General features: G+C 54.6%; 11 protein-coding genes and 1 pseudogene. 5 read left to right on the forward strand and 7 right to left on the reverse strand.

What is annotated here, in order from left to right; genetic code table 11:
* Positions 1-169: 169 nt before the first annotated feature.
* On the reverse strand, positions 170-1,207 hold the full coding sequence (locus tag M1D91_RS12065) for an NADP-dependent oxidoreductase (protein ID WP_437433478.1): 1,038 nt from the start codon (positions 1,205-1,207) through the stop codon (positions 170-172).
* A gap of 113 nt (positions 1,208-1,320) precedes the next feature.
* Positions 1,321-1,896 carry a helix-turn-helix domain-containing protein gene (locus tag M1D91_RS12070; RefSeq protein ID WP_437433479.1) on the reverse strand — a complete coding sequence of 192 codons (576 nt, stop codon included), beginning with the start codon at positions 1,894-1,896 and terminating at the stop codon, positions 1,321-1,323.
* Positions 1,897-1,934: 38 nt separating this feature from the next.
* On the opposite strand from M1D91_RS12070, the gene M1D91_RS12075 reads away from it, so the two are divergent.
* Together M1D91_RS12075 and M1D91_RS12080 are read left to right on the forward strand one after the other, a co-directional pair.
* Positions 1,935-2,453, forward strand: a complete 519-nt coding sequence (locus M1D91_RS12075; protein WP_437433480.1) for a GNAT family N-acetyltransferase — start codon at positions 1,935-1,937, stop codon at positions 2,451-2,453.
* Complete coding sequence (locus M1D91_RS12080; protein ID WP_437433481.1) at positions 2,450-2,899, forward strand: DMT family transporter; 450 nt, start codon at positions 2,450-2,452, stop codon at positions 2,897-2,899. Before M1D91_RS12075 ends, M1D91_RS12080 begins: the two co-directional genes overlap by 4 nt.
* A gap of 2 nt (positions 2,900-2,901) precedes the next feature.
* On the opposite strand, the gene M1D91_RS12085 is transcribed toward M1D91_RS12080, so the two are convergent.
* Complete coding sequence (locus M1D91_RS12085) at positions 2,902-3,135, reverse strand: YdcY family protein (RefSeq protein ID WP_437433482.1); 234 nt, start codon at positions 3,133-3,135, stop codon at positions 2,902-2,904.
* Between the two features lie 11 nt (positions 3,136-3,146).
* Positions 3,147-4,744, reverse strand: a pseudogene (locus tag M1D91_RS12090) (ABC transporter substrate-binding protein).
* Positions 4,745-5,022: 278 nt separating this feature from the next.
* Between M1D91_RS12090 and M1D91_RS12095 the strand changes: the two are divergent.
* Genes M1D91_RS12095 through M1D91_RS12105 form a run of 3 tightly spaced genes read left to right on the forward strand, consistent with a single transcriptional unit; the run spans position 5,023 to position 11,550 of the window.
* Positions 5,023-6,396 (forward strand): SrfA family protein, encoded by a 1,374-nt coding sequence (locus M1D91_RS12095; protein ID WP_437433483.1) that lies wholly within the window; start codon positions 5,023-5,025, stop codon positions 6,394-6,396.
* Between the two features lie 4 nt (positions 6,397-6,400).
* Positions 6,401-9,382 carry a virulence factor SrfB gene (locus M1D91_RS12100; RefSeq protein ID WP_437433484.1) on the forward strand — a complete coding sequence of 994 codons (2,982 nt, stop codon included), beginning with the start codon at positions 6,401-6,403 and terminating at the stop codon, positions 9,380-9,382.
* Positions 9,379-11,550 carry a virulence factor SrfC family protein gene (locus M1D91_RS12105; protein ID WP_437433485.1) on the forward strand — a complete coding sequence of 724 codons (2,172 nt, stop codon included), beginning with the start codon at positions 9,379-9,381 and terminating at the stop codon, positions 11,548-11,550. Before M1D91_RS12100 ends, M1D91_RS12105 begins: the two co-directional genes overlap by 4 nt.
* 53 nt (positions 11,551-11,603) lie before the next feature.
* On the opposite strand, the gene M1D91_RS12110 is transcribed toward M1D91_RS12105, so the two are convergent.
* From M1D91_RS12110 to M1D91_RS12120, 3 genes are all read right to left on the reverse strand, one after another.
* On the reverse strand, positions 11,604-11,777 hold the full coding sequence (locus M1D91_RS12110) for a GhoT/OrtT family toxin (RefSeq protein WP_437433486.1): 174 nt from the start codon (positions 11,775-11,777) through the stop codon (positions 11,604-11,606).
* A gap of 104 nt (positions 11,778-11,881) precedes the next feature.
* A complete protein-coding gene (locus tag M1D91_RS12115) occupies positions 11,882-12,055 on the reverse strand; it encodes a GhoT/OrtT family toxin (RefSeq protein WP_437433487.1) in 174 nt (57 codons plus the stop codon).
* Between the two features lie 130 nt (positions 12,056-12,185).
* Positions 12,186-12,509 carry a hypothetical protein gene (locus M1D91_RS12120; RefSeq protein ID WP_437433488.1) on the reverse strand — a complete coding sequence of 108 codons (324 nt, stop codon included), beginning with the start codon at positions 12,507-12,509 and terminating at the stop codon, positions 12,186-12,188.
* Positions 12,510-12,724 lie beyond the last annotated feature (215 nt).

Raw genomic sequence — 12,724 nt, forward strand, 5'->3', positions numbered from 1 at the left:
GCCTGGTATTGGATTGTCGCGTTAATGTTAGAACAATTAGTTATTTATTATGCACAACTACCAGAAACCGTTGCCGTAAGGTCATCGATTCCTTATGCATGATTAATTAAAGCTGTTTTTAAAAATTTTGCACGAAATATGATGGCGGTTTATCGCCGCCATCATCCTGTTAGTCTTCGGCACCTACCCGAATGACAGCCTTACCAAAGTTTTTGCCTGCCAGCATCCCGATAAAAGCATCCGGCGCACTCTCAAGATCTTCGGTAATGTGTTCGCGATAATGGATCTTGCCGTCCGCAATCCACCCGGACATCTCCTGCTGGAATTCGTCAATACGGTGACCATAATCCTGGTTAATAATAAAGCCCTGCAAACGTATGCGTTTTTTCAAAAGCGTTGCCATTAATAATGGAACCCGATCAGGACCAGCAGGTAATTCTGTCGAATTATATCCACTGACCAGACCACAAAGCGGAATTCGGGCAGAGGTATTTAATAATGGCAGTACAGCATCAAAAACCGCCCCCCCCACGTTTTCAAAATAAATATCGATACCTTGCGGGCAGGCGCTGGCCAACTGCGCGGCAAAATCGTCCGCACGATGGTCAATACAGGCATCAAAACCAAGAACCTCGACGGCATGGCGACATTTCTCTGCACCGCCTGCCACCCCCACAACACGGCAGCCTTTGATTTTGCCAATCTGCCCGACGGTGGCACCAACTGGCCCGGTCGCCGCGGCGACCACCAGCGTTTCACCTGACTGAGGTTGTCCGATATCCATTAATCCCATATAGGCGGTAAAGCCCGGCATCCCGAGAATGCCCAGCGCCCACGAAGGATGGTCAGGGTGTGCACCCAGTTTCACCAGACCTTTACCGTCCGAGATTTCGTAGTCCTGCCAGCCGCTATAACCCAGCACCCACTCGCCTTCCTGAAAATCAGCATGACGGGATTGCACAACACGGCTTACCGTGGCACCACACATCACATCGCCGATCGCCACCGGCGGAGAATAGGATGGCGCATCGCTCATGCGACCCCGCATATAGGGATCCAGCGAGAGGTAAACGGTGCGTAACAGTACCTGCCCCTCTTCAGGGTTGGCGATGGGGGTATCTTCCAGCCGGAAATTGTCGGCAACCGGCGCGCCCTTCGGGCGTGAGGCCAGTAGCCAGCGGCGGTTTTTTTCGCGTTCTTGCTTCATAAAACTCTCCTGCATCAGACAACGATCTATAGATAATAGGAGCTATCCATCAAATGTGCGCACCCGACAGCGGGCAGAGCGTGGCAGATAAGGCAGCCGGAGCGTAATGCCAGTTACGCGCTCCCCGGATTGAGACGCACAATCAGGTAACGGCAGATTTCTGTGGTTTCATTGATGAAGCGGCAATCATTTGGCGGCCCCAGCTCAAGGCAGTCCCCCGCCTGCATTTCATGGCGCGTCTCTCCTTCAACAAAAACCAGTGCCCCCTGCTGTAACCAGATAAGTTGTCGGGCATGTAAATAGGCCGAGGCTGGCATGGGAATATCGCTGCCGCCCGGTAAGTCAATTTGCACCAGGTCAAGGGGTAAATCGCTGCGAGGTGAGAGATGACGGCGGAGATAATGGCTTTGCGGATCGCGCCACACCGGCTGCTCAGCAAAGCGGAGCAATTTGCCTTCCGGCATCTCTGCCCTGGCAATGAGTGTGGACATGCTGATGCCAAACGCCCCGGAAAGTCGCGCAAGCAGGGTCGCCGTGGGGCTACTCTCCCCGCGTTCAATTTTATGGATCATCGCCCTGGAAACGCCGGCCCGCAGAGCAAGGTCGCTCAGGGACCAGCCTCGTGACTCACGTTCTACGCGAATTCGCGCACTGATCCGTTGATTTATGCTGTCTGAGATAGTATTCATATCGTAATACTATAGTGTACAACCCCTGAGGTTCAACCATGCTCATCCGTCATGCTTTAAAAGAGGACTGCGCGGCTATCGCGGCAATCTATAACCATGCTGTTTTGCATACCGCTGCCATCTGGAATGACACAACGGTGGATGCGGATAACCGCATTGCCTGGTTTGAGGCGCGCGCACTGCTGGGCTACCCGGTTCTGGTAAGTGAGGAGAACGGCGTTGTAACAGGTTATGCCTCCTTTGGCGACTGGCGTGCTTTTGAGGGTTTCCGCCACACGGTTGAGCACTCGGTCTATGTTCATCCCGACTACCAGGGACGAAAAATCGGTCAGGCATTGATGGTCAGGCTGATCGAGGAAGCCCGGAAAATCGGTAAACACGTGATGGTCGCCGGCATCGAGTCCCGAAACCTCACCTCTATTCATCTGCATGAAAAACTGGGTTTCAACGTCACAGCCCAGATGCCGCAGGTGGGCACCAAATTTGGCCGCTGGCTGGATCTGACCTTTTTACAGTTGCAACTGGATAACCGCCAGGACCCGGACGCTATCGGATGAACCAGACGCTAACACTCTGCTTTCTTGTCGCCGCAGGCATTGGTCTGGTGGTGCAAAATATGCTGATGGTGCGTATCACCCAGTCAGCCTCCACGATTCTCATCGCCATGCTGCTTAATTCTCTGGTAGGCATTGTATTGTTCGTCACTATTCTGCTGGTAAAGCACGGCACCGCTGGCTTCAGTGAGCTTGCTTCAACAGTGCACTGGTGGACGCTTATTCCCGGCCTGCTCGGCTCGTTCTTTGTTTTTGCCAGTATCAGTGGCTATCAGTATGTGGGTGCCGCCACGACTATCGCCGTGCTGGTTGCGAGTCAGCTGATTGGCGGGCTGGTTATGGACGTCGTGAGAAGTCAGGGAGTGGCGTTAAAAGCGCTGGCAGGGCCAGTATGCGGCGCGGTCATGCTGGTAATTGGCGCCTGGCTGGTTGCCAGACGCCAGTTCTGAACTTACAAAATGGTGCCACCTTTGGTGAGCTGCTCACGGCGGGCTTCAAGTTCCTCTTTATGATGCCGGCCGTGGTCAAAGATCGCCTTGCGCAGACGCTGTTGCTGGGCATAACGCTCTTCCCGGCTCAGTGCATCATCGTCGCTGAGCGCCACCAGCAATTCATTCATATGCGTGATGACGCTCTCTGCAATGGTGCTATCCACACGGGCGACAACTTCATCCAGATGTGACATGCCAACTCCTGTTAATTCAGTTTTGCTTTAGAAAAATCACTGCCCATCAAACTGACGCTGTAACCGGTCACGTTACTGCGGGTGGCAAAAAGGTTTTCCCGTTTGCCAGCGCAATCCACGGTGCCTGCTCATAGAACACCTCTTGCGCCTGGCCATAAAGCGCGGCACGTTTTGCCGGGTCGCTGGTCAGTTTAGCCTGTTGTACCGGGCCATCATAGGCTTTATCACACCAGCGTGCGGCATTAGCGCCACTTTTCACGCTGTTGCAGCCCAGCAGGGTGTCAGCAAAGTTATCCGGGTCGCCATTGTCAGACATCCAGCCAAAGAGCGCGGTATCATGCTCGCCACGGCGCATACCTGCCAGGTATTCGCCCCATTCATAAGAGACAATTTTTGCTTTTACGCCCACTTTCGCCCAGTCACTCTGGATCATTTCCGCGATGCGTCGTGAGTTCGGGTTGTAAGGACGTTGAACCGGCATTGACCACAGTGTGGTTTCAAAGCCTTTATCAAGCCCGGCCTGCTTCAGCAGCGCTTTGGCTTTCTCTGGATCATAAGCATAATCTTTTAACTCTTTCTTATAACCGAGCATGTTTGGCGGCAACGGTGACTTCGCCACGGTCGCAGACCCCATAAAGACCGCATCAATAATTGCTTTTTTGTCGGTTGCATAGTTCAGCGCCTGACGCACGAGCGCATTATCAAAGGGTTTCTTCTCGGTATTAAACGCCAGGTAACCCACGTTGAGGGCATCAACGGTGTGCAGGGTCAACGCTTTGTTGCCTTTAATCTGGTCAAACTGAACCGGTGCCGGTGCCGGAATGATCTGGCATTCGTTGGTCTGCAGTTTTGCCAGACGGGTCTGTACATCCGGGGTAATAGCAAAAATCAGATGCTTTGTCGGAACCGCGCCGTCCCAGTAATTGGGGTTTGCCAGGTAACGGATCTGAGCATCGGCTTTGTACTGCTGCAGAACATAAGGCCCGGTGCCAATTGGCCAGTTATCTACGTTTTCAGGCGTCCCTTTTTTCATCATCGCATCGGCGTATTCCGCTGAGAGGATAGACGCAAAATCCATTCCCCAGTCGGCCAGGAAGGCAGCGTTAGGCTCCGTGAGAACAAACTGAACGTGATAATCATCGACTTTTTTAACTTCCTGAATGAGTTTATCCAGTCCTACATCGCTGAAATATTCATAATTTCCCTTAGAAACATTATGATAAGGATGGTTAGGGTCTTTCTGACGCATCACCGAGAAAATAACGTCATCGGCGTTGAAATCGCGCGTAGGTTTAAAGAATTTATTGCTGTTAAATTTCACACCCTGGCGCAACGTGAAGGTATAGGTTTTGCCATCCGGGGAGATGGTCCAGTCGGTTGCAAGGGAAGGAACCGGGGTATTTTTTACCGGATCAAAGTTTACCAGACGGTTGTAAAGGACCTGGGAACTGGCAACAAAAGAGGGGCCAGAGCTGGCGATTTGTGGGTTGAAGGACTCAGGAGAGGCTTCGGAGCAGTAAACAAGCGTGTCCTGGTTAGCAGCCCATGCCGCCCCTGTGGGTAGTAAGGTGCTCAGCGCCAGCGCGAGCAGGGTTTTCCTTGCGTTCATCGTTTGAAACCTTATTTTTATATGAAACCGTAATCTCAGCACAGCAGATGTGAACTGGCAAATAACGAATCACTATCAGGTTATTCTAAAGCAGTTGTTTTCGCTGAAATCTTCGCCAGAATTAAATAATAAAATCGACTTAAGCAAATTCAGCCTCGGCAGAACGTCGCCGGATCGCCAATGGGTCGAGAATTCAATGGTTTTGCGCTCTCTTCTGCCGTTTGTCTGGCATAACAATGCGTACAGTAGACGCGTGAAAAAGTCTATGGGATGAAAACGTGGCAAAAACTCTCTTGCGCAGCGGCTGTCTGGATGATTTCCAGGCCGTTGGTGGTGGTGGTCAGGCCGTCTTTGATTCGGCACTGCAAATTCGTGAAGCCCTGCGTCTGCGAAAGCAGCAGGCTCTGGTCGACTGCCTGGCCATTCCGCAGGTTAATGACGAAGGCGATCGCGTCGACTGGTACTCTCCTGTCGAGGGGCGCGCCGTTGCGTGGAAAGCTGCAGATGAAGAGGCCCGTTTTCGCGCCCTTCGCTACCTCGACAGCACGCTGGACAGCGCTGCGGCCCTGAGCCGAAAATGCATTCAGTCGCCGAAAACAGCGCAGCAACTGTTTGGTTCGCTGCTTGAAAAAGCGCTGCAGTTTCCTGGTGAAAACCACGTTTTCCTGGTGGAGGGTAAACCCGTTATCACCTTCTGGGGATTTGTTAACCTTAACGAAAGTGCACGCGACGATGTGCTGGAATGTTTACGCAAAGAAGACGTTCCTGAGCCGGTTATTCTGATTGAGCCGGAGCCAGAACCAGAGTCCGAGCCGGAACCTGAAGGGGTTGATGAACCCGTTATCGCAACCAGTTTCACTCATGCAGACGAACCGCTTCTGAGCGCGGTGCCGCCGGTTAGCGTTCCCCGCCCAGAGGCGCCGTCAGACGAGGTTGTTGCCCCCGTTACGCCGCCGCCTCCGCCAGCGGTCGAGCAAACCGCACCGGTTAAACGTCGTCGTTATGGTGTCTGGGCACTGCCCATTGCTGCCGCCGTAGCGGTGGCGGTTGCAGCACCCCTTGTGCTTAAGCAGCAGAACAGCGCACCGGTTGCGCGCTCTGTCATTGAGCAGACGGCGAGCGCGCCTGCACCTGCGCCCGTGGTAGCGCCAGTCGCCCCGCCCACCGTGCTCTCAGCAACCCTGCCATTGCATCAGGCTGAAGTCGTCGAACCGGTTGTGGAAAAAGCCGAACCGGCGCGTAAACCTGTGGTTATTGCGGCCATCCCGAAAGACGCACTGGTGATGGATGCACAACAAATCAAAACCGGGGCGACGCGTTTTCTAAACGGTAACTGGCGCGTGGTCATGGATGTGAAAGATGAGGCCACGGGTAAAGCACCGACTATCCGCTTCCAGATCCAGAACAATAAAGGGACGGCACGCATCATTCAGGGGAATAATATCTCCTGTCGTGCAGAGCTGTTCTCGGGTTTACATGATACGGGCGTGCTGATGATCAAGAGCCGTAGTACGGCACGTTGCAGCGACGGCACCCGCTATCCGATGCCGGAAATCGCCTGTAAGGCAGGTAATAACGATGTCGCGGAATGCACGGCGCAATTTGATGCTAATACCCCCGTTTCCGTGACCTTCAGAAAAACAGGTGCCTGATTTTATGCTGGTTAATCTTTGCGATTACAAACAGAGCGTCACCCTGATTGCCAACAGTGGCGTGCAGTTTCTCGATTTTGGCCTGACGCCACAGGAGTCGGCTCAGAGCGGTCGGTTCGTGCGTAAAACGGCAAATGGCCCGCTCCTGCGACTGGATTACGATCTGGTTAACGAGCGGTACACCTTGCCGGGCCGTCATGGCAGTCAGCCCGAAGTCGTGAAGCCTGAAAGCACCCAGTCGCTGCACACCTCCCTTGCCATCCTGGATGGCATATGGCTGCCCATTCCGTTTCTGCGCTTTAACCCGCCACGTACCTTCGTGGAGGGGCCGGACAACTGGGCGCGGGTACAGATCCGTAAACTCACTGCCCCGGACGGGGCCGGTAATACCCACCGTGTCACCCTTGCGCTGGACAGCCAGATCAACGGTAACTCCCCTTCGGCCCTTGCGCCGCAGGAAAACGACATTCTCAACGGCACACGTTTTTCGCTGGCCTGGCGCGATGATGAGGTTGCCGACTTTCTTGATCAAACCTGGGTTGACGGCTGGTTGCGGGAAGCCTTTCTTCAGTACGCCAGCCAGAACGATACGCGCAGCGAGCGCGACATAGCGCAGGCGATGCGTGGCTTTGAATACCAGTCCCACTGGCTGAACCTGCTCACGCTGCTCGGCACACAGCTTCAGGTGCCGGAAGTAAAAATTGTCACCCACACCCTCAGTACCCCTGCGATCCCGGTTGATCTTATTCTCGACGTCGGTAACACCCATACATGCGGCGTTATCATCGAAGATCATGGCGATGCCAACGACGGTCTGCGCCAGACAGCGGAGCTTCAGGTTCGTTCTCTGAGCGAGCCCCAGTTCCTTAATGAGCCGCTGTTTACCAGTCGCCTTGAGTTCTCTGAAGCCCGTTTTGGCAAACAGCATTTCTCCGTAGAAAGCGGTCGTGAAGATGCTTTCGTCTGGCCGTCTATTGTTCGTGTCGGCGATGAAGCCCGTAAGCTGGCCATGCAGCGGTTGGGTACAGAGGGCAATAGCGGCATCTCCAGCCCGCGTCGTTATCTGTGGGATGAGACGCCAGTATTACAGGACTGGCGCTTTAGTCAGATGAACAGCAAAACCCAGCGCGAACCGCTGGCAACGGCGTTCCCGCTGATGAATCTGATGAATGATGAAGGTCAGCCGCTCTATACCCTGCCGCTGGACGAACGTCTGCCGGTCTTCTCGCCGCAGTACAGCCGCAGCACGCTGATGACCCATATGCTCTGCGAACTTCTGGCGCAAGCGCTCGGACAGATGAACAGCGTGGCAACCCGCTTGCGGCTGGGTTTCCCGGCATCGCCCCGCCAGTTGCGTACCCTTATCCTTACGTTACCCTCAGCAATGCCTAAGCAGGAGCGTGAGATCTTCCGTCGCCGCATGTTTGAAGCGATAGCGATTGTCTGGAAAGCGATGGGCTGGCACCCGCAGGACGAGGACTTTGCTAACCGCAAACACCAGGATAAGAGCGTGGTGCCGGTTCCGCGTATTCAGATGGAGTGGGATGAAGCCAGCTGCGGTCAGCTGGTGTGGCTCTATAACGAAGCCATTTCTCGCTATTCCGGCCAGACGGAAACCTTCTTTGCCGCTCAGGCGCGCCCGGACAGAGCAGAGCCCGAAGGGATGCCAGCAGGCCGCTCGCTACGGGTCGCCTCGCTGGATATCGGTGGCGGTACTACCGATATGGCCATCACCCATTATCAACTGGACGATGGCACTGGCAGCAACGTCAAAATCACGCCGCAGCTGTTGTTCCGCGAGGGCTTTAAGGTAGCCGGCGATGACATTCTGCTGGATATTATCCAGCGCTGCGTCCTGCCCGCGATGCAAACGCAACTGCAAAAGGCTGGCATTACGGATGCGGCCTCCCTGATGGCAACCTTGTTCAGTGATTCAGGTCGCATTGATACGCAGGCAATTTTGCGCCAGCAGACCACATTGCAGCTGTTTATGCCTGTCGGTCATGCGATTCTGGCGGCCTGGGAAGAGAGCGATATCAACGATCCGTTAGCCGGTTTACATGCCACTTTTGGTGAATTGCTTACCCAGCGCCCTACCCGCAATGTCATGAACTACTTAAGACAGGCTATCGATCATGCGCTCCCCTCTGGTTCACCGGAATTCGACGTACTCAGCGTCCCGCTTCAGGTTAATTTCCGGGAATTGCAGGAGGCCATGCTCGCCGGGCAGTTCACTCTCACCGCCCCCTTACACGCGGTGTGCGAGGCTATCAGCCATTACTGCTGCGATGTCTTGCTGATTATGGGCCGTCCGGGCTGTCTGCCAGGGGTGCAGGCGTTGATTCGTCACCTGCAACCTGTTCCGGTTAACCGGATGATCTGGCTTGATAAATACCGTGTACATGAGTGGTATCCGTTCAGTCAGCAGGGCAAGATAGGCAACCCGAAATCCACAGCGGCAGTAGGCGCGATGTTATGCAGCCTGGCGCTCGATCTCCGTCTGCCGCGTTTTAACTTCAAAGCGGCAGACATTGGTGCCTACTCCACCGTGCGCTATCTCGGCGTGCTGGACAATGTGGTGAATACCTTGCGTGATGAGAATATCTGGTATCACGACATCGATCTGGATAAGCCCAACGCCAAACTGGATGCCCGTCTGCACTTCCCACTGCGCGGCAATATTACGCTGGGATTCCGCCAGCTTGCCAATGCGCGGTGGCCTGCCACCCCACTCTATACGCTGAGTATCAACTCCGCCGAACTGGCAAAAACCATCGCCGGTGATGGCGTCCTGAATGTGCGTTTACAGTTTAGTGGTGGCAATAAGCATCAAGGACCGGAGTCCTTTATGCTTAGCGAAGCCTGGCTTCAGGATGGCACGCCGGTTCCTGCCGACGCGCTAACCTTCAAACTGAATACGCTGGCCGATCGCCGCCACAGCGGCAGCCATTACTGGATCGACAGCGGGAGTGTGTACCTGAAATGAGTGCGAGCATGAACACAACCCAGGCGCTTCGTGCATGGATCAATGAGAACCGCCAGCATTCTCCTTTGCTGGAAGATGATGCCGATGCGCTGCTGGCCCGTCTGACCGCCAGCGCGGCAGAAGAACATGCCCTGGATGAGGCCGCGCGTGCGCCCTGCACTGTCGGGCTTTATGGCCACTCCCAGGCTGCCAAAGCCCATCTGCTGGGTGCGCTCTGCCAGAGCGGCAACGGACGATTAAATGTTCAGCCTGGCGAGAAAACGCTGGATTATTTCACCCATATCAACCCCGGCCATATGCTGACCCGCATGGCGCTGCGCTTTAGCCGTCATCATGAGGCGGTGGATGAGAATTTCCCGCTGCGTCTGCGCCTCATCAGTGAAGCGGACCTGGTGCAGATTTTTATCGTTCACGCCCAGACGATGCCCGATCTGCGACGCGTGGAAAAGTCGGTGGCAGAAAATCGTATTGCTAAATGGCGTGCGTTGCGTCAGCCCAACCCCGTTCCGGGGTTAATCGCTGAGGAGGTCGGGGCTATCGGTCGTTTCTGGCGTACCTGCGTGCCGGCATCCCAACAGCATCTGGATGATGCGCTCTGGTATGAACTTGCCTGCCTGCTGCCGTCGCTGGACTTGAGCGCCCGCGCCAGCGCCTGGTCTCTGTTATGGGGTGAACATCAGGAACTGACGCAGCTTTGGTTATCGCTGGCCCACACCCTGCATCAGACCGGTAATGCCGCTGAGCTTGCGGCACCGCTGAGCCTGCTGGTGGATAACTTCGCGCTGCCGACAGAAGGTTTCCTTACCCCCGCTGCTTCGTCCTTTGAAGAGGTCGCCAGCGAGGTGGTGGTGCACCCGTGGTCGCAGGCGCAACTGCAAAACGCAGTCAGTATTCCGTTATCCACGCTTGCCCTGCTGACCAAAGAGCTGGTGCTTCCGGTCGAAGAGAGCGTGCTGGAGAATGTCGATATTCTTGATATTCCGACTCCGACCAGAGCAGAGGGTGATCCCTTATGGAACAGTAAATGCCGCTGGTTACTCGACAGTTATCGCCAGTCTTTACAACCGGATGTCCTGCTCATCTGCAACGCTACCTCGCAACGCAGTGAGACATCAGCCACGGCCAGGGCACTACTGCACTGGGTGAAGGAGACGCAGTCAGGCCAGGAGGCCGCGCTTCCGGGTCTGGTCTGGACTATTACGCCACACGATGCGCGATTTACCGGTGGGCAGAATCTTGACGAGGTTATTCAGCAACTGGTGGGCAAACCCGGCCAGCACTGGGGTACACTGCAGGCGCTGGATTCCAGCAGTCTGCAACGGGTGCTGGAATGGCTGGCGCAGGCCACCGCGCCTGCGCTTCGGCAAAATCGCCTTCATGCGCTGCGCGAGCGACATCATGCTGCTCTCCACGATCTCATGCAGGCCTGGGTGACAACACCGGCTAAAGAAAACAGTGCGCAAAAGGCCCGTGCCGAAGCCGTTGTGCGGGAGCTGCAGGCGCATGCTTCCCGTCACGGGGAGCTGCTGGAGGGCATGATGCCGGACATGCAGCAGTTTGATAATTTATGGAAAGTGCAGCAACCGCGTGAAGAGCAGGTCAGCGGCCTGTTTAATGAAGCCATCGATCTCTTTGCTGAGTCGACGGATAACCGGGAGCAACTGCATACCTCACGCGATGTGGGCCAGCAGGCCCATGCCATGTGGGTGAATCATGTTCGCCAGTGGAGCCGTAACGATGATAATGCAGCCCGCCTGGGCGTAACGCCTACAACCCTGCGACAAATGGCTGAAATCGTGATTGTCTCCAGCTATCGCCTGGGGCTGCCGGAACAGTTGCAGAAAACCATGCAGCGCGACACCGCCTGCGCCGCGCAGTTGTATGCTGAAACGGGGAACTTTGTCGCCTGGCTTGGTTATGCCGCCGTGAAGCCCTCTGAACGCCCTTCCAGCCGCGTGCTGAAGGGGACGCCTGTTTTCGTTTCGGCCCCGGTAGTGACGGGTGAACGTCTGACAAGATTAGGTGATCAGCCGGTCCATGCGGCAACCCGCTATGTCTATGACTGGTTGGTGGCGTTGTACAGTCGCGCGGTTGAAAACATGGGGTACAGCCATCCGCTCGACGTTTCCACGACGGCGCGTAAGAAGCTCAAAGCCTTACTGCCATAAAAAAATGACCCGGCCACTGAGGTGTGTCGGGTCATTTTCTTTACGCATTTCATCTATAACAGAGAAAATGCCAGTGCCACCGGAAAGCTCAGGGGCCAGGTTGCGCCTATCAGTAGCGCGCTCAATGCTTTCATACGCCGGGTCTCTTTCGACAGAAACCACGTGCTCACTCCGGCCACCACTGCCATCACCGCATAAAAAACGAGCATCCAGAAATACAGGTCCATCTTCTGCCTCCTTTCCGTGGAAAACATCTGCAGACCTATGTTGCACAAGAGTGCCTTTCTGTAATGTCTGCGCCGTCACGCATTGGCAGGAATAATGGAAAACATCAGAAGATGGAGATCAGTAATGCCACGGGAAAACTCATGGGCCACGTCGACCCTACCAGAAACGCGCTCAGAAAACGGATGCGTTTGCGATCGCTGGAGAGAAACCAGGTAATCACTGAACAAATCAACGCCATAATAGCGTAAAAAACCAACATTTTTTGATAAAGCGTCATAGCCCGCACTAATATTTTGAAAACAAAACGACCGCAATATGCTCGTTTTGTTGACGCACATCAAGTTTTATTCACATAAAATGCGGTTTTTACAACGTAGATGTTAGCCAATGTAACCCTTTCGTCCAGGTCACGGCTTACTCCCGGGTGCTACGCTCGCCCGTCTGCCAGGCTGTGCACGCCAGGCTTTCACCATTTCCGGTGTGACCTCACTGACATAGCAGATAGGGGCGTAGCCGCCGGGTTTGCTCCAGGCGCTTCGCTTACCGCAAAGGCTACCATTTCGGGTTTGATTAAAGGGACAAGCACAGGGACCGGGATAGGCGGCAATAGAAACCTCAACAATCCGCTTTTTAATTTGCTCATCGTTAATTGGCGTTACGGCATGGCTGTAGGCGGCAGCAAAAACACCAACTGTCACAAAAAAGATTGCCACCAGGTTTCTGTATCTCATCGTCTGTCCTGTAGCAGAAGCATCCACGTTTTATTTCGATTATAAGGTAATCGGTCCTGATGACCTCGCGAACGACCGGCCTTGTTCTCAGGGCATAAACGTAGCGCGCGTTAATTTAACTTAAAGCTCAATATAATCAGTCATTCAACTTTTTGAATTAACCTGTACTGAGAATGTCTCATTATTTACGGCTTATCCCCCTGCTCTTCTTTAGC

The sequence above is a fragment of the Enterobacter sp. SA197 genome, from assembly GCF_054131575.1.